The organism is Kribbella sp. NPDC050459 (assembly GCF_040655315.1).
Lineage (GTDB): Bacteria > Actinomycetota > Actinomycetes > Propionibacteriales > Kribbellaceae > Kribbella.
On record NZ_JBFAJQ010000011.1, the window covers coordinates 77900 to 98070 of the forward strand.

Consider the following 20171-nt stretch of genomic DNA (forward strand, 5'->3'; position numbering starts at 1 on the left):
CACTGGGATTACCGTGCCGCGGTGCTCTGGCACCGGCCTGGCACTCCGCTGTCAGGCCGCTGTCTCAGCCTTTCAGCGGGACGATCTGGTTGGCGAGGAGCGCCTGGTACGCCTCCGGGTTGTAGCGCGCCAGGTGACCGCGGGCCTTCCGCCGGTACTTGAGGATCTGCCGGGTGCCGATCGCCCACAGCACATACTGGAACGCGAGCGCGAACTTGAAGTCGTCGATCGACTGCGGGGCGCCACCGGACGACGCGTCGAGCAGGACGCCGACCATGCCGATGCAGATCAGCGTGGCGATGAAACCGCCGGTGTTGACCATCCCGTTGGCCGCGCCGAACCGTGTCGTCGGGTTGAAGGTCCGGGCGTAGTCCAGGCCGAGCATCGAGCCCGGTCCACCGGCAGCCTGTACGACGATCAGCAGCAGGAGCACGGGCAGCGGAGCACGCCCCGGCCAGAGCAGTACGACGGTCCACATGACCACGGAGCCGGCGATCACCGCCAGCACGATCCACGACCGGTAGAATGGGAACTTGGCGGCGTACCGCCCGACCAGGGGTCCGTAGCAGAGGCCGGCCAGCACCGGAATGATCAGCATGGCCGCAGCGGTCGTCGGAGCGAGTCCTTGACCCTGCACCAGGAACGGGAAGCCCCAGAGCAGGCCGAACGTGCTGCCGGAGAAGCTGGTGGTGAAGTGTGTCCACAGGCCGAGCCGCGTGCCCGGCTCCTTCCAGGCGCGGCGCAGGTTGCGCTTCACCTCGTGCAGCGGCTGCTTGGCGCGGCGGAGCGGCTCGTCGTACGGGGTGTTCTTCACGAGGAACAGGACGAGCAGTCCGGTCACCACGCTCAGCAGGCTCGCAGCAGCGAATGTCGGCGTCCAGCCGAAGGCGTGGAAGGCAGCAGCCATCGGCACGGTCGACATGATCGCTCCGAGACCACCGAGCATTCCGGTCGCCTGTGACATCACCGGCTGGCGTAGCGCGGGGAACCACGACATGACCACACGCAGCACGCTGATGAAGACCAGTGCGTCCCCGACACCTAGTACGGCGCGTGCGGCGAGCGCGGCGGGGTAGGAATCGACCAGGCTGAAGGCTGACTGCGCTACGAAGAGCAGACCGGACGCAGCGATCAGCAGGCGCTTGGAGCCGTACCGATCGAGCAGTACGCCGACCGGCACCTGCATCGCGGCGTACACCGTGAGCTGGACGACCGTGAAGCTGGCCAGGGCGGATGCGGAGATGTCGAAGCGCTCGGCGGCCTGCAGTCCGGCGACGCTCATCGAGCCGCGGTGCAGCACCGTCACGAGGTACGTCAGGACAGCAGTGGCCCACACCGCCCAGGCTCGCCGTCCGCCCAGGGGGAAGAGAAGTTCGGTCACCGAGTGCCCCGCAGATCTGTCGCGGCTTCGGCGATGTGAGCGACGACGAGCTCGCGGAAGCGTTTGACGCTGTTGCCTCCGAGCGCGTCGATCATCTCCTGGTGCGCGGTGATCGACTTGTCCATCCGGGCCGGCTGCACCTCGATACCGGGCACGCCCATCCGGACCTGCCGGTCCCGCAGGCTGTTGTAGAGCTTGGCGAGGATCTGGTTGCCGGCGGCACCGACAATGGCCTCGTGGAACGCGCGGTCCGCCTCCAGGAAGCTCTTCGCGTCCCCGGTCTTGCGACAAGCGCGCATCTCGTCGACGCGCTGCGTCAGGGTCTCGATCAGCTGCTTGCGGCGCGGCCACACCTTGGCGGCGGCGTGCGTCTCGATCAGCTCGCGGGCCTCGAGGACGTCCTCGATCTCCTGCGGCAGCACCGGGAGAACCAGCGCGCCCTTCTTCGGGTACAGCTTGACGAGGCCGGACTCCTCCAGGCGCAGCAGCGCCTCGCGCACCGGCGTACGGGAGACGCCGACCGCCGTCGCGAGCTCACCCTCGGTGAGCAGCTCGCCCCCGGGATACGCCCGGTCCAGGATCGCGGCCTTCACGTACGCATACACGCGCTCGGCCGCGGGGATCTTCTCCACCCCCGGCGCCGCCTCGACGACCACGCGGGCGATCTCCGCGGTCTCGTCACCCAACACCAACGCGTCCGGCGCCTGCACCGGCTCCCCGCTTGCCACTGAACTCCCACCCATACGACTCGTATCTGTGTTGTATCTATCTTACACACACAGGTAATCCACCGCGGGCGGCCGATATTCCCCAGCTTGTCCACGAGTTATCCACAGGCAGATCCACAGGATGTGGGCAACGGAGCGTCATGCAGGGTTTCCCTAGCGTTGTGGATGAACGACTCCGCCGGTCGGCGATTCGTCCTAGAGTCTCCGGTTATCGGCCTGGGCCCGTCCGCCTGGGCGCTGCCCTGAGGAGGCACCTTGTCCCGAACGTCCCGTCCCCGCCGGCTGGCGGCCGGCCTGTCCGCCGCCGCGCTGGCGTGCGTCTCCCTCGCCGCCGCGACCGAAGCCAGCGCCGCCACGCCCGACGCCGCCGGTCCGCTGATGAACTACGTGGTCAACACGAAGGCCACGCCGGGTCACGTCCGCAAGGCCGAAGACGCGGTCAAGGACGCCGGCGGCACCGTGCTCACGTCGTACCGGCAATTCGGTGTGGTCGTCGCGCAATCGACCAACCCCAACTTCCGGACCGACATCCGCGCCACGCACAACGGGCGCGAGGTGCAGTCCGTCGGCGCCACCCGGACCGCCGCGGTCAGCGAAGGCCCCGGCGGGCTGAACAGCATCGACGACGCCGAGGCGACCCCCGTCCTCGACCCGCGCGAGGGCGAGCAGTGGGACATGGTCCAGATCAAGGCGGACCAGGCGCACGCGGTCACCGACGGCTCCCGGAGCGTCCTGGTCGGCATCAACGACAGCGGCGTCGACGACACCCACCCCGATCTCGCGCCGAACTTCGACGCCGCCGACTCGGTCAACTGCGTGAACAACGGCGTACCGGACACCACCACAGGCGCCTGGCGGCCGACGACCAGCTCGCACGGCACCCACGTCGCCGGCACGGTCGCGGCGGCGCGCAACGGCGTCGGCATCGTCGGCGTCGCGCCCGGCGTGCGGATCGCGTCCGTCAAGGTCGTGAACGACGACGGCTTCATCTACCCGGAGTACTCGATCTGCGGGATCGTGTGGGCCGCGCAGCACAACATGGCCGTGACGAACCACAGCTACTTCATCGACCCGTTCGAGTTCTGGTGCAAGGACAACGGCGACCAGGGCGCCGTACAGGAAGCCGTCCGGCGCGCGTACGCGTGGGCGTCCGACGAGGGCACGCTCTCGGTCGCGGCCGCGGGCAACTCGAACTACGACCTGTCCAACAAGACCACGGACCGCAACAGCCCGAACGACACGACGCCCGTCACGCGGACGATCAACAACGACTGCCTCGACATGCCGACCGAACTGCCCGGCGTGATCACCGTCGCCAGCACCACCCAGGCCCGCGCGAAGAGCAGCTTCTCCAACTTCGGCCTGAACAAGATCGACGTCGCCGCCCCCGGCAGCTCGATCCTCTCCACGCTCCCCGGCAACCGCTACGGCCTCGCCAGCGGTACGTCGATGGCCTCGCCGCACGTCACCGGCGTGGCGGCCCTGATGAAGTCCACCCACCCGTGGTGGGGCCCGCGTGACATCGAACGCGCCCTCCACCAGGAAGCCGACGACACCGCCTGCCCCACCACCCCCGACCCCCGCTGCACCGGCACCACCACCAACAACGCCTTCTACGGCGAAGGCATCGCCGACGCCCTAGACGCCGTAACCCCCTGATCCGAGCGGGGGTCCCCCGCCCGGGACCCCCGCTCCATTCAGCAGGTGATGTCAGCCCACGCACCGACTACGCACGACTCCTCCGTCGCCGTGCTACGCGCCGCTCCCACCCACCCCCGGCTCAGCGCCGGTGCATCTACTGCCGGCTACCGCCGACGACCTGCGGGCTGCCGCCCGCCTTCTGCTCGCTAGCGCTCGCGAGCGACTACCAGCTGATCGCCCGCAGCACGGCTGGATGCTTCGTGGAGTGGACGTAGGTGGAGCCCCGATGGAAGCCGAAGAGAGTCAGGATCGTCCGAGCGATCGCGGCGGAGGCGGCGGGTCGACCACACGTAGTGGACCCCTGCGATCACGGGTGTACTTCTCGTAGTCCGCGAAGTGGCGGCGTCGGCTGAGATAGTGCGGATAGTGCTCGAAGTGCCAGCGGCACCCTTCAATGAATTCTTGGTGGCCGTCCAAGCCGAGCCGAGTGCATAGGCCGGAGAATTCCTCCAACCCCGCCAACATCTCGTGACACTCGGACGCGGTCGCGGCATGTGGCCCGCCGAGAACGCCGGCCGGCAATTCGTGCACCGCGTAGGTAAGCCAGTCGCGATCACGCCAGTAGCGGTCGCGATCAGCCTCTGCGCGCACCACCTGGGCACCTCCTCCCGCGTCTGCTGAACCCATCTACCCAACCTTCCCGCGGCGCTGGCGAACGGCATCGCACACACATCGGCAGTTCTGTCCGCCGCACCGACACCTGAACAGACTTCTGGTCAGTCGGCGACTCCTCGTGGGAGCGGCGGCAGTACGTATCCTTCCTTGCCCCAGACGACGTGCCAGCCTTCACCTAGCTCGTCAAGGCGCTGGTTCAACCATGCGACCGGAACCACGTCGATGCCAGCCAGGATGTAGGGCGCGTCTTCGGCGAACTTGTCCAAGTACTCCTGCCGGATCTGGATCAAGACCCCCAGTCTGCGGGTGTACTCGGGGGCGTCCGGGCCTCCTCCTCCACGGCCGAATCCCCACTTCCAGGTCTCAAACCCGTACCGCTCCGTCGGCCCCCGGGCTCCGCGACCTCCCCGGCCATCTTCACTGCCCGCGTCGCCGCCATCGCCGCCGATCACTAGGCCGTCGTCTCCGAATACCGTTCCGCTGCCGCCACGGCCACCGCTACCACCCATACCGCCACGCCCCGCGTTGCCTCCGATGACTGTTCCACGGTTACCGAAGATGGCGCCGCTTCCGCCGTCGCCGCCGCTCGCACTCGGCTCCTCGTCGATGTTGAGGAACTGGGCTCGGATGCTCGCTAGTGCCGGCTGGTCGAGAATTCCGGTCACGCGTTCAAGGTGATACAGGGTCACGTGATCCGGCCACGCGGCCTCGAGGAGCGGTCGCTCCGCGAGCAGGAGCTCCTGGTTCGTGACGAACACGAACGCCTCAGCGTCATTGCGCTCTCTAGCAGCTTTGAGGTCGGAGGTGAACTTCGCCCTGATGTGGGCGAATGACTGCTGCCCTCGCGGAAAATAGAACCCCGCGATGTGGTGCACACCATCGCGTACGCACACAGCGTCCTTACCGCCGTCTTTCCCGCCAAGCGGATGACTCGGGTCGACCTCATTGAAACCTTCGGCCAGCAGAATCTGGACTGCGAGGCGCTCAGCCGGGCTTTGCCCCGAGGTCCACTCGCGGAGTCGATGCCAGGTCTCATCCCATCGCTTCCCCACACGGCAATCCTGGCAGGTAGCGGATGGACTTACACGCACGAGCGTCGGCATGTGCGTAGAGCGCCTGGCGCAGCAGCCGGCCACCAAGCCCATCCACCTTGCTAGTCATCCAGCCATTCGGCCCCGCTGGGGTCGCGGTGGTAGCCGTTGTGGTGGCCTCGTGCGCAGGCGCGGCCGGTCATGGGGTTCTCGCCGTCGCAGAGGTCGGCGGGGTGTAGCTCTGGCCAGCCTGTTTCGGTGTTACGAGGATGGGTTGCCCACTCGACGTCGGGGCGTGCGGAGCTCGCTGCGTTCGTGTCTGTCTTGCTCATGTCGCCCCCATCACTGGATCTGTTCGGGCGTTCACCACGCTAGGTCGAGGAGGCGAAGGCACGGGTGAGGATTTCTTCGGATTTCTCGACTGATCGAAAGTGACCGGTCGGCAGCGAAATCAGGAGGTCCGATTGTCTGGCTCGGAGGCGAGTTCAGACATCACGCGGCCGATGATTTGTCGCGCGGCATGGCCGTAACTGGCGACGGCGGCTAGCTGCTCGAATGCGTCGGCGTACAGCTCGATCTCTTGTGGTTGGCGGAGGTCGAGTTCGGCGCTGAAGGTCTCGACGACCACCCGCTTGTCGTCGTACATCCAGAATCCGTGCCAGGGAGAGATGGTGTACTCGGTGCTCGTTGCGATGATGCCGAGGCGGACATTGGGCAGGTGAGAAGCGGATGCCAGGCGGTCGAGCTGGCCGAGTAGGGCGTCGGTCGGGCACAGACGCAGCCGGAGTGCGGCCTCGGGCAGCACGAAGTGGAACTGTTTCCCTGGCCTGTAGAGGATCTCCTGCCGACGGAGACGGGCGGCGATGGCCTCGTCCGCGTCGTTGGGCGCCTTGAGTCGGCGTACCGATTCGTAGAACCGCGCACGCCCGTACTCCGCGGTCTGTAGTAGCCCGGGAACGACGGTCGCCTCGAAGATCCGGAACAGTCGGGTCTTCTGCTCCCATTCCATGAGCTGCGCCTGCTGTGGCCGATGGCCGGCGCGCATGAGGTGACGCCACTCGGCGTACTGCAACTCCAACGTATGCAGAGAAGCGAGCAGCGCGTCGATTTCGGATTCCTGACCGCTGGCGCGCGCCCAGGCGCGAAGGTCGTCGTCGGTGGGCGTTTGCCGGCCGTTCTCGATCTTGGACACCTTCGACGGCGGCCATGCGAGCGACTCCGCGAACTGCCGACCAGTCATTCCGGATGACTGGCGAAGTTGGCGGAGTCGCTTGCCGAGGGCTGTGCGCGCCTCGTGGACGCTAACCGCGTCCGAGGTGTTGGTGGCCGGCAAAGTCGTCCCGTCGTACTGCTTCGTGCCAGGCGGCGTCTCGCCAGTAATTGTGCTGCACGATCTCGGCCGGATCGCTGATCAACTCGGTACCGAGAAACGCCTCCTCGTCGTCGAAGTTCATCCGCATCAGGGTGCGCGAGTCGAAGAGCCAGTAGTCGTGATCGGGTACGCCTGCAGCGTCGGCCTGATCGCGCGGCAGGTACCGAATGTCTTCTCCGGCCCGGGTGGTGAAACCTGAGCACCACAGACCGAAGCGGCTGTAGTCGGTCAGCGGAACGGTCACGACCCGGACCCGGGCGAACCGCCGCCCGGTCGCTGTCGCGCCCCGGACCAGATCAAGCCACTCACTCATCCATGCCGGTTCGTCTCGGTCGCCGGCCAGGAAGTTGGTGAGCGGCTCGGATTCATCGGGCTCGTTGTAGCGGTCGCGCACCTCGAGTCGAAACGCTGTGTGCTCAAAGCTGTTGAGCAGTTCCCAGAGCGACGGCGCCGGCTCGCTGGTCAGTGGCCCTGCTCCTCGATGTACCGAAGCGCGTACATCTTCAGGACATCCTCCGGCATCTCGATCAGTGTCTCGTGGTCCGGCACCGGCGCGACGGCGTTCACGTCGGCCAGCACATCCGGGTCGGTGACCTTCCAGCCCTGGGCTATGTAGGTCACCCGGTCAGGCCGGTCGGTCGCGAACAGCGTCGGTGAGTTACTCGTCTGAGACTCAGGGTCCTTGCCGAGGAAACGGGCTCGCATGACGTTGCCTCCTTGCTCGAAACTCGGAGAAATCTGTCTGTTTCGATGATGCTCCCGCGTGTCAGTCGGCGCAACATCACCGGCGAGTTCACGCACCGCGTGGTGAGAGCGCAGACGAAGAACAGCGCTCAGCCGCGGGATCAGGGCATCGTGAAGGGCTACGGGCGCCGAGGTTCACCCTCGGACGAGTGAGTGATCGGTTCCGGGCGAGTTGAGTTGCCGGGGGGTCACAATCGGCACGCCGGCGGACCATGTAGTCATGGCAGCCAAGGATTTGGTGTTCGCGGTCGGCGATCGAGTCCGGACCTGCGGGCGGCTCGTGGTGCGTGCTGATGGTGATTGGCTGGACGTGGCTCGCGTCCATGATCTGACCTTCAGACCGCCTGACTGGAAGTCTGATCGTTCGATCCGGCTGACGGGGGTCGACGTCGATGCAGTCTTCAGCGACGCTCCACCGAACCGGGTCCCGGGCGACGTCTTGGTGGTCGGGATCTGGCGCGACCAGATCATCGAGGTCGAGGCACAGACGACGGAGATCCCTGCTCCGGAGCCGCTTGCGCAGTGGACGGATCCACCCTGCCCGCCGCCCCGCGGTGGCTGGCGTCGCGACGTCGTGACCTTCGAGCTGGACTTCGATCTCGGCGACCTGCGAGCGTCCGGGGCAATCGTCAACCAGGTGATCTTCCGTCCGTCCCTGGACCAGGAGGTCCTCGTCGTCGCCGCCACCGACGTCGACGAGGCAATCCGGCGATTGTCCCCGAAGCTGCCCAATCAGCTCTGCGTGGTGCCAAGCCGGTTCACCCGCGCGCAGATCGACGAGCTCTACGACGTCCTGCATGCCCATTGGCGGGCGTGGCGCCTGGAGTCCTTCGGCACCGGCGCCGACGCACAAGCTCAGCCCTTCGTGATGGTCGAACCGTTCCGGGTCACCGCCGAGATGGCCGAATGGGCCGACACGCTGCCTGAAGGACTGCTTCGCCTTCGCCCAGCCATCAGCCCTGCACTACAAGCAGGTCCGGCGCATCGCTGAACCCGCTTGCCCGAAGCCGTCAGCGTGCCTCCATGATCGCGGACCCGCCGAGTCGTGGCGATTGGCTCCGATGGCCGTCGCCGAGTCGTGGATCGCGGCGGTGTATCACAACCACATTCCACGACTCGGCGGCCGGAGATCTGCGCCCCGTTGACGAAGGGGCGGACGAGCGGGACGACCGCCACACACGCGTCAGCCGGTGGTGATCAGGATGATGCCGGCTACCACTACTGCTGCGGCGGCGGCTCGTTTCGGGCCGAAGCGTTCGTGGAAGAAGATTGCGCCGATGATGGCGCCGAAGATGATGCTGGTCTCGCGGAGGGCGGCGATGGTGGCGAGGGTGCCGCGGGTTTGGGCCCAAAGGACGAGGCCGTAGGCGGCCATCGAGACGACGCCGCCGGCGAGGCCGGAGAGGATCGCGGGGCGGGGTAGGTCGAAGGCTCGCGGGCCGCGCCAGGCCAGGACGGCGAGCGGGATCGCGAAGCCTTGCAGCATGAAGACCCAGCCCATGTAGGTCGCTACCGGCATCTTGTGGACGGCGACCCCGTCGACGACCGTGTACGACGCGATCATCAGCCCCGTCCCGATCGCCGCGAACAACGCCGGGACCTGACCACGCCCCGGCCGCCCGATGAAGACGAGCGCGATCAGACCAGCCGATACAAGAAGCACGCCGGCCAACTCCAGCACGGCCAGCGTCTGGTGCAGTACGACGATCGACACCACAGCGACGACCCACGGCGACGTGCCGCGGGCCAGCGGGTACATCTGGCTGAACTGCCCCAGCTGGTAAGACGCCAGCAGCCCACCCAGATAAGCGACGTGCAGCAGCGCTGACGCGATGATGTATCCCCAAGTCCCGGCCGGCGGCAATCCCATCACCAGCACCGCGACGAGACCGATCACCCCGGCCGCGAGCTCGAAAAGCGCCAGCCCGGCCACCCGATCCGGTGCCCCGTGAGCCATCGCGTTCCACGTCGCGTGCAGAACCGCCGCCCCGAGCACCACCAGGATCACCACCACCCCCACACCTTCTCACCAGGCGTTCGGGGAGGTCAGCTGGATTACCGCGATGATGGTCACGTGGAGACCTCAGCCCGGCATCGCCTGTACGACGCTGCGGCGCGCTGCTCCGTGGATCCGCACTGGGCCGACTCGGACCGTCCGATCGAGGCTGCTACCCAGGCCCTCGTGGACGGCCTCGACTCCCCTGCTCTGCGTGAGCTCGCCGGCGCGCCCCGCTCCTCCAGGTCCGGGCCGATCCGCCGCCAGCTCCTCGACGCGTTGGACGAGCTCGCCATTCCACATCCGGACCCGACGTCACCTGGTCAACGCGTCAGCGGTACGTCGTACGCACGCCTGCCCACCGACCGCCTCCGCCTGCACATCACGGCGAGAACCGAAGGCTTCGAGGTGCTGATCCACGTCAACGGGTTGGAGATCACCGAAGCCGGCGCCGGCAGGGGCATGCATCCGTTCAATCTGTTCGTCCCCGCCAATCGGCTCGTGGCGACCACCGAGCCGCAACGCGTGATCGTTGCCCGGTGCTCCTGCGGCGAAACGGGCTGTGGTTCGACCGAGGCCCGGATCACCCGCGACGACGGTGTAGTCCATTGGGACTGGTCGGTCGGCGTACCGCTGGGCCATGGAGTCTCGTTCGACGCCGCGGCGTACGACGCAGAGGTCGAGCGGATCGGCGCCGATCGCAGTTGGCAGCGGCCGGCGGACACGGCGTCACGGCTGGTGCTCGAAGGCGCCGACCGCAACCACCTCGCCGCAGCCGGCCTGACCATCAACTGGGCTGCGCAGGACCATCGAGATCCCCAACGGTTCCTTGTGGCGCTGGATGCCAGGGCAGAACTGGTCCAGGTGTTCCTCCGCTTCCCGATGAATGAACCCGAGCGGCTGGCCGCCGAGGTACTGCGGACGCTTCGGCAGCCACCCGGAAAGTGGCGCGCGACGTTCCACTCGATGGTGGTCGGGCGTCGCGTGCGGCCGTCCATGGCTGGCCGGCGTTGGAGATCAGAGGACCCCTGGGGGTAGCAGACCCAGGTCGCGCAGGCTCTCGGCGGTTTCGGTGATAGTGGTTTCGACGTCGCGGGGCTGCCAGCCGAGAGCACGGGCGCGGTCGTTGTGGATGATCGGCCGGGGCAGGTCCGGGCCTGACGCTTCCTCGACAGGAGTCACGACGCCGAGGCGGCGGTGCAGCATCTGCGCGACCTCGAGGAAGCTGACGGTCGGGCCATCAGCTACTGCCAGGAAGCGGTGGCCTGCGGCGTCGGGAGCGGCCATCGCGCGGATGTGCAGGTCGGCGACGTCGCGGACGTCGACCACGCCGAAGCGGGCGCGCGGCGCGACGTCCAGTGACCCGTCGAGCATCATCTTGATCAGCTGGGTCGACGAGCGCAGGTCGGCGGTGAGCGTCGGTCCGAAGATGCCGGTCGGGTTGACGACGACCAGTTCGGTGGAGCTGTCACGCATCAGGTCCCACGCGGCGCGCTCGGCGATCGCCTTCGAGCGCGGGTACGGCGCGAGCCCCGGCGTATCGGGATCCGTCCAGTCCGCCTCGGTGAACTCGGCCCCGGGCTTCGGCGTGTACCCGACCGCGGCGAAGGACGACGTCAGTACGACGCGCCGCGCGCCGGCGTCCCGCGCCGCCCGCAGGACTCGCAGCGTCCCATCACGCGCCGGGACGATCAGCTCGTCCGGGTCCTCCGGTTGCTCGACAGGAATCGGGGACGCGACGTGGTGGATCTCCGCACAGCCGTCGACCGCGGCCTTCCACCCGTCGTCCGACATCAGGTCCGCCTCCACGAACTCGAGGCGCGCGTCGTCGGCGCCACCACGGCGTACGGCGGCGCGAACCGCGGCGCCGCGTGCGGCCGAGCGCACCGTCGTACGGACCGAAGCCCCGTCACGGAGGAGCCGCGCGATCAGATGGGTCGCCAAGTAGCCGGAACCGCCGGTGACCAGGATCATCGCAGCTCACCCACCACGGGCACGAGCCGGCGGATCGCGTCGGCCTCCGCCGCCTCGTCACCGCGATCGCGGGCGTCCCAGAGCTCGGCCTTCCCACGCAGGTACGCGAGCCGGACGCGCTGTGCCGCGATCTCGGCCTCGATCCGCTCGGCGTGCCGCAGCAGCAGGTCGCGCTGCTCGGCCGCGGCCTCCCGTCCCCGCGAGCGGTTGGCGAGGTATGTCCGCATGTCCTCGATGCTGACGCCGGCCGCGCGCAGACAGGCCAGTGCTTCGAGCGTGTCGACGTCCGTACTGCGGTAGCGCCGATGCCCACTGCTCTCGTCCCGGCCGATCGGGCCGACCAGCCCGACGTCCTCGTAGTACCGCAGCGTCGGCTCGCTCAGCCCGCTCCGGCGCGCGACCTCCTGAATGGTGAAACTCGTCATGCCGTCCACGCTCACACACTTCAAGCGCTTGAGGTCAAACAAAAGGCCCGGGTCGATGCACCCGGGCCTTCCGTCGTACGGCGGTCAGAACATCAGTGCGCGGGCCGGATCCTCGAGGATGCCGGCCACGTCGGCGAGGAAGGTGGAGCCCTTCTCGCCGTCGATCAGGCGGTGGTCGAACGACAGCGCGAGCGTGGTGATCCAGCGCGGGACGATCTCGTCGTCCACCACCCACGGCTGCTTGCGGACCGCGCCGAAGGCGAGGATCGCGGCCTCGCCCGGGTTGATGATCGGTGTCCCGGCGTCGACGCCGAACACGCCGACGTTGGTGATCGTGAACGAGCCGCCGGCCTGGTCGGCCGGTTGGGTCTTGCCCTCGCGGGCGGTCGCGACCAGGTCGTTCAGCGCCCGGCACAGGTCCGGCAGGGTGAGCGCGTCGGCGCCCTTGATGTTCGGGACGATCAGGCCGCGTGGGGTGGCCGCGGCGATACCGAGATTGACCGCGCCCTTGTAGACGATCTCCTGGGCCTGTTCGTCCCAGGCCGCGTTGACGATCGGCGTACGGCGGGCCGCCAGCGTGACGGCCTTCGCGACGATCAGCAACGGCGAGACGCGCAGATCCTTGAACGCACGGTCCGACTTCAGCCGCTCGACCAGCTCCATGGTGGCGCTGACGTCGACGGTGATCCACTCGGTCACGTGCGGCGCGGTGAACGCGCTGGCGACCATCGCCTGCGCCATCACCTTCTGCACGCCCTTCACCGGTACGCGCGTGTCCTCGCGCCCGCTGACCACAGGTTCGTACGTCGCAGCAGCCGGCGCTTCGACCGGAGCCGCGGCGTAGGCCTCCACGTCCGCGCGGGTGATCACACCACCCGGCCCGGTCGGGGCAACCGCGGCCAGGTCGATCCCCAGGTCCTTGGCGAGCTTCCGCACCGGCGGCTTCGCCAGCACATGCACAGACCCGTTGCCCCCGGCGACCGGCGCCTGCGGCGCCGGGGTGGGGAGGGAGGCCGCGCCCGTGGACGGCGCCGCCGCGACGGCGGCAGGTGCCGGCCGGGCGGCCGGGGCCTGCGGCGCGGGGACGGCGGTACCGGCGTGCGCGGCGGGTGCTGTTGCAGCTGCGGTTGTCCCGCCCGCGGCCGGAGCCGAGCCGGCCGAGGACGCGGGTTTGCGGGCTCGGCGTTTGGCTTCGGTGGTCTTGGGGCCGTAGCCGACCAGGACCGCCGTACGGCCGCCGGATTCCTCCGGTTCCGGGACCGACGGGACCATGTCGTCGGCGAGGGCCTCGGCGGCTTCGGCGGAGTCGGTCTGCACGGAGATGATCGGCGTGCCGACCGGGACCGTTTCGCCTTCCGGTACGAGGAGCTCGGTCACGACGCCCGCGAACGGGACCGGGAGCTCGACCAGCGACTTCGCGGTCTCGATCTCGACGATGGTGTCGTTGAGCTTGACGGTGTCGCCGGGCTTGACCTTCCAGCTGACGATCTCGGCCTCGACGAGGCCTTCACCGACGTCGGGGAGACGGAACTGCTGGACGCCCATCAGTACCCCATCACCCGGTCGACGCCGTCCAGCACCCGGTCGAGGTCCGGCAGGTAGTCGTCCTCCATCCGCGACGGCGGGTACGGCGTGTCGTACCCGGTCACCCGGAGCACCGGCGCCTCGAGGTGGTAGAAGCACTCCTCGGTCACCCGCGCCGCGATCTCCGACCCCGGCCCGAACGAGTACGGCGCCTCGTGCACCACGACCGCACGACGAGTCTTGCGAACCGACGCGAAGATCGTGGCCAGGTCGAACGGCGCGATCGTCCGCAGGTCGATGACCTCGAGGTTGCGGCCGTCCTCGACCGCGGCCTCGGCCGCCTGCAGGCAGGTCTTCACCATCGGCCCGTAGCAGAGCAGTGTCGCGTCGGTGCCCTCGCGGACCACCTTCGCCTTGTGCAGCGGCAGCGCCGGCGGCACGGACTCGTCCAGCTCGGCCTTCTCGTGGTACCGGCGCTTCGGCTCGAAGAACACCACCGGGTCGTCGGACTCGATCGCCTGCTGGATCATCCAGTACGCGTCGACCGGGTCGCCGCAGGAGATCACCTTGAGCCCCGGCACGTGCGCGAACAGCGTCTCCGGCGACTCCGAGTGGTGCTCGACCGCGCCGATGCCACCGCCGTACGGGATCCGGATGACGACCGGCATCCTGATCTTGCCCATCGACCGGTAGTGCATCTTGGCGACCTGGTTGATGATCTGGTCGTACGCCGGGAACACGAACCCGTCGAACTGAATCTCGCAGACCGGCCGGTAGCCGCGCAGCGCCAGGCCGACCGCGGTGCCGATGATGCCGGACTCGGCCAGCGGGGTGTCGATCACCCGGTCCTCGCCGAAGTCCTTCTGCAGCCCTTCGGTGACCCGGAACACGCCGCCGAGCTTGCCGATGTCCTCGCCCATCACGAGGACCTTCGGGTCCTTCTCCATCGAGGCCCGGAGTCCGGCGTTGATGGCCTTGCCGAGAGTGATCTTGGTCATCGCTCAGCCCTCGCCTTCGAACGAAGCGGCGTACGCGGCGAACTGCTCCCGCTGCTCGGCCAGTTGCGGCGTCTCGTCGACGTACACGTTCTGGAAGAAGTCGGTGAGCACCGGGTCCGGCAGCGCGAGGCAGCCGGCCCGCAGTTCGGCGGCGACCTGGTCCGCCTCGGCGTCGACGTCGTCGAAGAAGTCGTTGGCGACTCCGGCGTACCGGGTCAGGTAGGCGTGCACGCGCTCGATCGGGTCCTTGAGCTTCCAGTGCTCGAGGTCCTCGTTCAGCCGGTACTTCGTCGGGTCGTCGGAGGTGGTGTGCGCGCCCATCCGGTACGTGTACGCCTCGATCAGCGACGGCCCGCTGCCCTCGCGGGCGCGCTTCAGGGCCTGCTGCGTGACGGCGTACGTCGCGAGCACGTCGTTGCCGTCGACGCGGACGCCGGGGAAGCCGAAGCCGGCGGCGCGCTGGTACAGCGGGATCCGGGTCTGCCGGTCGATCGGCTCCGAGATCGCCCACTGGTTGTTCTGGCAGAAGAACACCACCGGCGCGTTGAACACCGAGGACCAGATGAAGGCCTCGTTCACGTCGCCCTGGCTGCTGGCGCCGTCGCCGAAGTACGCGATCGTGGCCTCGCCGGAGTCCGGGTCGCCGACCGCGTGGTCGCGCTGCTGGCCCATCGCGTACCCGGTCGCGTGCAGGGTCTGCGCGCCGATCACGATCGTGTACAGGTGGAAGTTGTTGTCCTTGGGGTCCCACGCGCCCTGGTCGACGCCGCGGAACAGGCCGAGCAGGTTCAGCGGGTTGACGCCCTGACAGAACGCGACGCCGTGCTCGCGGTACGTCGGGAAGACCATGTCCTTCTTGTTCAGCGCCCGGCCGGAGCCGATCTGGGCGGCCTCCTGGCCGAGCAGCGACGCCCACAGCCCGAGCTCACCCTGGCGTTGCAGGGCGGTCGCCTCGGCGTCGATCCGGCGGACCAGGACCATGTCCCGGTAGAAGCCCTCGATCGCCTCGTCGTCCAGGTCGAACGAGTAGTCCGGGTGCTCGACGCGCTCGCCTTCGGGCGTCAGGAGCTGGACGAACTCGACCTCTTCGGAGGCCTGGGGCGGACTGACCGGCGCCTCGTGGGGCGCGAACACTTCCGGGGCAGGGCCCGGCACAGACTCACTCACATGCACTCCTCGGGTTCGAGCGCGGGATCGCCGCGACCGCAACGTTGCACGGGGTCCCCCCGCTCTGCCGGGTGCGGCTTTCGCAGGCAGGTCCGCGTGGATCCAGGGTTGATGCACTGCTGGCAGTGGACCTCCTCACTGGTCTCACTCCCATCTTGCCGGACACCGTACCGACCAGGTGCCTGATCCGCTAACTGTCTGGACTCCGGCAGGTACGGCGGTACCGAAATCGGTCTCGCGGTGAGACACCAGTCCATCCACTGGTCCGGTCGGCCCGCTCATATGACAGGGATCGAGCATCTCGACGAGAAGTGTCACAACTTGGTTGCGGGCCTCCGCGGCGTGGCGGGATACCGCTGGCCACTGGCCGGATATCACCTTGCGGGTGTCGCAGCCCGGTCGTAGCGTAAGCATCGTTATTGCAGAACGCCCCTGACACTTTGAGGAGTCGCACGATGGCCACATCCGCTCCGGCCAGAGTGGCCGAGACCGGTTCCCGGACGGCCTCGGGCGCGATGATCTGGACCGCGCTCGCGGTCGTCTACGTCGTCTGGGGCTCGACGTACCTGGCGATCCGCGTGGTGGTCGAGGCCGAGATCCCGCCGATGCTCGGAATGGCCGCCCGGTTCCTGACCGCGGCGGTGCTGCTGGCGACAGGGCTGGCCCTGAAGTCCGGCTGGCAGCGGCTGCGGATCACCCGCCGGGAGGCCGTCGGAGCGGCCACGGTCGGCGTCCTCCTGCTTGCCCTGGGCAACGGTGCGGTGGCGGTCGCCGAGCAGACGGTGCCGTCCGGGCTCGCGGCGTTGCTGGTCGCGGCGATCCCGTTGTGGCTGATGCTGCTGCGGGTCGGCGGCGGTGAGCGCCCGCGGGCGATGACGTGGGTCGGCGTACTGATCGGGTTCGGCGGGGCGGCCTTGCTCGCGTTGTCAGGTGGCAACACGAGCGCGAAGCCGCTCTCGGTGGCGATCCTGGTGGGCGGCACGATCTGCTGGGCGATCGGCTCGCGGTACGCGCCGCGGCTCGGGCTGCCGCGGGACCCGCTGGTGACGGCGCTCTACGAGATGGTCTTCGGCGGTACGGCGATGGTGCTGCTCGCCGCACTGCGGGGCGAGCCGGGGCGGCTGCACCTCGACCGGATCCACGGGAGCGGGTGGATCGCGCTCGCGTACCTGGTGGTGTTCGGGTCGCTGCTCGCGTACACGGCGTACTCGTATCTGCTGGCGAACGCGCCGATCTCGTTGGTCGGCACCTATGCGTACGTGAACCCGGCGGTCGCGGTGTTCCTCGGCTGGCTGATCCTGAGCGAGAGCCTGACCTGGCAGATCCTGCTCGGCGGCGCGGTGATCATCGTCGGCGTCGCACTCGTCGTCACCGCGGAGCGCCGGCGCCGGTAGACCGGCAAAAGGAAAGACCCGGGCCCAAGGGACCCGGGTCTCCCACCGCTGCCGATGCGCGCGGCAGCGGGTCTGGCCGCCGGTCGCGCCCTGCCCCGAAAAAACACGGCGCGATACTCCGGCAATGCTTCCAACATATTCCGACGAATCGTGCTATTGCCAATTCGGCAGCCACCGAGCCCACCGAAACAATCTCTCCGATTCACCGGGCGTCCGTCACCCGCGCTGACTCAACGACGCACCCGGATCGCGGTTACGGGTCTTTTCATCTCAACTTCCACTCACTCTCCCGGCCGCTCCGTTACCAGCAAGTTGCCTGGTCAGCGGCCGGTTTCGTTGTTCCGTCAGGGAAGTCATCACCGCACGGCTATGCACTCCGACGCCGCCGGAATAGTTGACAAAAAAGTTTGTAACCAGGAGTGCCAGGTGTCGTTACCACTAAGACGAATCCGTCAAAACCCGAAAGGAAACCTGGCATAATGCAGGTAACTCGTAAGATCGTCGCCGCCGCGGCAGTGGCGACCGTTGCCACCCTCGGCCTGGCCACCGTCGTGAGCGCCAACGTTCTCGACGACGCGCAGCAGAAGGCTCAGGTCACGGGCCTGGCCGACGCGGTCTCCTCGGCCAGCAAGGGCTACGACGAGGGCCACGCTCGCTGGTGGGGCATGCACAAGGACGGCTCGCTGGTCGCCATCGACCGCAACGACCTCGGTGCGTTCCAGGCCTGCCACAACTTCGGCTCCGCCACCGGCATCGGCGGCAACGTGCCGGCCGAGGACATCACCGGCATCATCGGCTGGGGCAACGACGGCAACAGCGTGACCGCCGTCAAGACCTGCGAGCAGGACAACGAGCAGAACCGCAAGTGGTACAAGGCTGACGGCAACGGCGTCGTGTCCGTGTCCGACAACAAGGTCGGTCCGTGGCAGGTCTGCCACAACGAGATCTCGGGCTCGGGCATCGGTGGCAACGTGCCGCTGACGAACCCGGTCGGCATCCTGGGTCTGGACAACGACGGCAACTCCGTCGACTCGCTGAAGACCTGCGAGCAGAGCAACGAGCAGAACAACTGACCCTCCCTGGTCAGTGATGCAGGACCCGAAAGAGCCACCTCGGTGGGGTGACTGATTCGGAGCAACACCGCGGCGCCGGGAGCAAGCCTCACTCCTCCCGGCGCCGCTTCTTCGTGTCCGGCCGGGCTCAGAGTTTGCGGAGGTCGACGCAGGAGCCGTTGGGGAGATCCCGGGTGAGCAGGGACCAGATGCCGGTGGCCGCCGCCTCGGGCGTGGTCAGGGCGCCGGTGCGTTCGAGTTCGAGGAAGCGGCTCACGGCCGGGAAGACGGTCTCGTCGGTCGCGCGGATCTCGGACTGCATCGCGGTGTCGACAACGCCTGGCGCCACGGCGATGACACGGCAGCCGTCGGCGGGTTGTTCCTGGCCGACGGTCCGGACCCAGTGCTCCACTGCTGCTTTACCTGCGTTGTACGACGACCAACCGGCGTACGCCGTCGTCGCGGCGCCGGAGGAAAGCATGACCAGGTGCCGCTCGCAGGTGAGGTGCGCCGACGCGCGGAGGAACGCGGCGCCGAGGACCTGCGGCGCGGCCGAGTTCAGCAGGACGGCCCGGTTGTAGGCGTCCGGATCCGCCTCGGCCGCCGGGCCGATGGGCGTGATCGTGCCGGCGTTGTGGATGAAGACCACGCGCTCACCGTCGTACGCCGCCAGCTCGTCGGCGAACTGCGCCGCGACCCGCGACCAGTCCGCGGGATCCGCGAGGTCGGCCGTGAAGTGTTCGGCCGCGCCCCCGCCACGGGAGATGTCGATGATCCGGGCGTCCGGGAAAGGCACCGCAGCGACCAGCGCGGCACCGATCCCGGCAGAGGCCCCGGAAATCCAGACGAGACTACTCAACGGTCACTGGCGCCAGGCGCGGGCGACCTGCAGGAACAGATCGTTGGCCTCGCGTTCGCCGATCGTGACGCGGACGCCTTCGCCGGGGAACGGGCGGACCGAGACCCCCTCGGCCTGGACCGCCTCGGCGAACCTGACCGTGTCCTCGCCCAGGTCGAGCCAGACGAAGTTCGTCTCCGACTCCGGCACGTCCCAGCCGGCGGCCCGGAGCGCGGCCATGACCCGCTGCCGCTCCTCGACCAGGGCGTCGACGCGCTCCAGCAACTCGTCCTCGACACCCAGGGACGCGATCGCGGCGGCCTGGGCCACGTAGCTGACGCCGAACGGCAGCGCGCACTTCCGGATCGCGGCGACGACGTCCGGGTGACCGATCGCGTACCCGACCCGGAACCCGGCCAGCCCGTACGCCTTCGAGAACGTCCGCAGGACGAGCACGTTCGGCCGGTCGCGGTACAGCTCGACACCGTCCACGACGTCGGTCTCCCGGACGAATTCGCGGTACGCCTCGTCGATCACGACCAGCACGTTCGACGGCACGGCGTCGAGGAACGCGACCAGCTCGTCGCGGCGTACCACCGGGCCGGTCGGGTTGTTCGGCGTACAGACCAGCACGACCTTGGTACGGTCGGTGATCGCGGCCTCCATCGCCTTGAAGTCGTGGCGGGCCTCGGCGGTCAGCGGGACCTTGACCGACGTCGCGCCGGTCAGCTGCACCGCGATCGGGTACGCCTCGAACGAGCGCCAGGCGTAGATCACCTCGTCACCGTCGGCGACCGTCGCCTGCAGCAGGTGGTACAGCAGCGCGACCGATCCGGTCCCGACCGCGAGATCGCTCACCGGTACGCCGAACCGGGCGGACAGCGCCTCGAGCAGCTCGACCGCGCCCATGTCCGGGTACCGGTTCATGTGCGCCGCGGCCTCGGTCGCGGCGGCGAGCACCCCGGGCAGCGGCGGGTACGGGTTCTCGTTGCTGGACAGCTTGTACGTCGGGCGGCCGTCGGAGCGCTCCGGCGGACGGCCGGGCTTGTAAGCCGCGACATCGTCCAGACAGGCGCGAAAGCGAACCTCGTTGTCAGGGGTCATGCCCGCAGGTTAGTCCTTACCGATTCCCAGAACCACCCTGTCCCGAGTGACCGGCCGCGAGGGTTTGACTCCGGGTACGTGGAGCCTCAAACTGACTGATTGTCGGACAATCAGGGGATCTGGCGAT

Annotated in this window: 19 protein-coding genes; 5 read left to right on the plus strand and 14 right to left on the minus strand. The window is 68.3% G+C overall.

The window, feature by feature from the left end; all coding sequences use genetic code 11:
• Positions 1–64: 64 nt before the first annotated feature.
• Both AB0I12_RS30025 and AB0I12_RS30030 read right to left on the minus strand, forming a co-directional pair.
• Positions 65–1381, minus strand: coding sequence for an MFS transporter (locus tag AB0I12_RS30025; RefSeq protein WP_355694128.1), 1317 nt, complete (start codon positions 1379–1381; stop codon positions 65–67).
• The gene (locus AB0I12_RS30030) at positions 1378–2109 is read right to left on the minus strand and encodes a GntR family transcriptional regulator (protein WP_359935786.1); all 732 of its coding nucleotides are present in this window, start codon (positions 2107–2109) and stop codon (positions 1378–1380) included. The genes AB0I12_RS30025 and AB0I12_RS30030 overlap by 4 nt, the downstream gene beginning before the upstream one ends.
• Positions 2110–2364: 255 nt before the next feature.
• Between AB0I12_RS30030 and AB0I12_RS30035 the strand changes: the two genes are divergently transcribed.
• A complete protein-coding gene (locus AB0I12_RS30035) occupies positions 2365–3768 on the plus strand; it encodes a S8 family serine peptidase (RefSeq protein ID WP_359935788.1) in 1404 nt (467 codons plus the stop codon).
• Positions 3769–4526: 758 nt separating this feature from the next.
• On the opposite strand, the gene AB0I12_RS30040 is transcribed toward AB0I12_RS30035, so the two are convergent.
• The 4 genes from AB0I12_RS30040 to AB0I12_RS30055 all read right to left on the minus strand — a co-directional run bounded on the left by AB0I12_RS30040 (position 4527) and on the right by AB0I12_RS30055 (position 7533).
• On the minus strand, positions 4527–5477 hold the full coding sequence (locus AB0I12_RS30040; RefSeq protein ID WP_359935790.1) for a hypothetical protein: 951 nt from the start codon (positions 5475–5477) through the stop codon (positions 4527–4529).
• Positions 5478–5907: 430 nt separating this feature from the next.
• Entirely contained in the window at positions 5908–6789 is an 882-nt protein-coding gene (locus AB0I12_RS30045; RefSeq protein WP_359935792.1) for a helix-turn-helix transcriptional regulator, read from the minus strand.
• Positions 6758–7294, minus strand: a complete 537-nt coding sequence (locus AB0I12_RS30050; protein ID WP_359936178.1) for a DUF6879 family protein — start codon at positions 7292–7294, stop codon at positions 6758–6760. Before AB0I12_RS30050 ends, AB0I12_RS30045 begins: the two co-directional genes overlap by 32 nt.
• Positions 7291–7533, minus strand: a complete 243-nt coding sequence (locus AB0I12_RS30055; RefSeq protein WP_359935794.1) for a hypothetical protein — start codon at positions 7531–7533, stop codon at positions 7291–7293. Before AB0I12_RS30055 ends, AB0I12_RS30050 begins: the two co-directional genes overlap by 4 nt.
• A gap of 259 nt (positions 7534–7792) precedes the next feature.
• Between AB0I12_RS30055 and AB0I12_RS30060 the strand changes: the two genes are divergently transcribed.
• A complete protein-coding gene (locus AB0I12_RS30060) occupies positions 7793–8563 on the plus strand; it encodes a hypothetical protein (RefSeq protein WP_359935796.1) in 771 nt (256 codons plus the stop codon).
• 192 nt (positions 8564–8755) lie between these two features.
• On the opposite strand, the gene AB0I12_RS30065 is transcribed toward AB0I12_RS30060, so the two are convergent.
• Positions 8756–9586 (minus strand): EamA family transporter, encoded by an 831-nt coding sequence (locus AB0I12_RS30065; protein WP_359935798.1) that lies wholly within the window; start codon positions 9584–9586, stop codon positions 8756–8758.
• A gap of 60 nt (positions 9587–9646) precedes the next feature.
• Here AB0I12_RS30065 and AB0I12_RS30070 point away from each other — a divergent pair, with 60 nt between their 5' ends.
• Positions 9647–10606 carry a hypothetical protein gene (locus AB0I12_RS30070; protein WP_359935800.1) on the plus strand — a complete coding sequence of 320 codons (960 nt, stop codon included), beginning with the start codon at positions 9647–9649 and terminating at the stop codon, positions 10604–10606.
• Here AB0I12_RS30070 and AB0I12_RS30075 read toward each other — a convergent pair.
• The 5 genes from AB0I12_RS30075 to pdhA all read right to left on the minus strand — a co-directional run bounded on the left by AB0I12_RS30075 (position 10586) and on the right by pdhA (position 15554).
• Positions 10586–11542, minus strand: a complete 957-nt coding sequence (locus AB0I12_RS30075; protein WP_359935802.1) for an NAD-dependent epimerase/dehydratase family protein — start codon at positions 11540–11542, stop codon at positions 10586–10588. The two genes, AB0I12_RS30070 and AB0I12_RS30075, sit on opposite strands and share 21 nt — an antisense overlap.
• Entirely contained in the window at positions 11539–11967 is a 429-nt protein-coding gene (locus AB0I12_RS30080) for a MerR family transcriptional regulator (RefSeq protein WP_359935804.1), read from the minus strand. The genes AB0I12_RS30075 and AB0I12_RS30080 overlap by 4 nt, the downstream gene beginning before the upstream one ends.
• Before the next feature lie 84 nt (positions 11968–12051).
• On the minus strand, positions 12052–13512 hold the full coding sequence (locus tag AB0I12_RS30085; protein ID WP_359935806.1) for a dihydrolipoamide acetyltransferase family protein: 1461 nt from the start codon (positions 13510–13512) through the stop codon (positions 12052–12054).
• The gene (locus tag AB0I12_RS30090; protein WP_359935808.1) at positions 13512–14489 is read right to left on the minus strand and encodes an alpha-ketoacid dehydrogenase subunit beta; all 978 of its coding nucleotides are present in this window, start codon (positions 14487–14489) and stop codon (positions 13512–13514) included. The genes AB0I12_RS30085 and AB0I12_RS30090 overlap by 1 nt, the downstream gene beginning before the upstream one ends.
• Before the next feature lie 3 nt (positions 14490–14492).
• Positions 14493–15554, minus strand: coding sequence for a pyruvate dehydrogenase (acetyl-transferring) E1 component subunit alpha (gene pdhA, locus AB0I12_RS30095; RefSeq protein ID WP_359936180.1), 1062 nt, complete (start codon positions 15552–15554; stop codon positions 14493–14495).
• A gap of 557 nt (positions 15555–16111) precedes the next feature.
• Here pdhA and AB0I12_RS30100 point away from each other — a divergent pair.
• Positions 16112–17050, plus strand: coding sequence for an EamA family transporter (locus tag AB0I12_RS30100; protein WP_359935810.1), 939 nt, complete (start codon positions 16112–16114; stop codon positions 17048–17050).
• 479 nt (positions 17051–17529) lie between these two features.
• On the plus strand, positions 17530–18123 hold the full coding sequence (locus AB0I12_RS30105; protein WP_359935811.1) for a hypothetical protein: 594 nt from the start codon (positions 17530–17532) through the stop codon (positions 18121–18123).
• Between the two features lie 127 nt (positions 18124–18250).
• Here the strand turns inward: AB0I12_RS30105 and AB0I12_RS30110 are convergent, their stop codons facing one another.
• On the minus strand, positions 18251–18961 hold the full coding sequence (locus AB0I12_RS30110) for an SDR family NAD(P)-dependent oxidoreductase (RefSeq protein ID WP_359935813.1): 711 nt from the start codon (positions 18959–18961) through the stop codon (positions 18251–18253).
• 3 nt (positions 18962–18964) lie between these two features.
• Complete coding sequence (gene hisC, locus AB0I12_RS30115) at positions 18965–20044, minus strand: histidinol-phosphate transaminase (protein WP_359935815.1); 1080 nt, start codon at positions 20042–20044, stop codon at positions 18965–18967.
• Positions 20045–20171 lie beyond the last annotated feature (127 nt).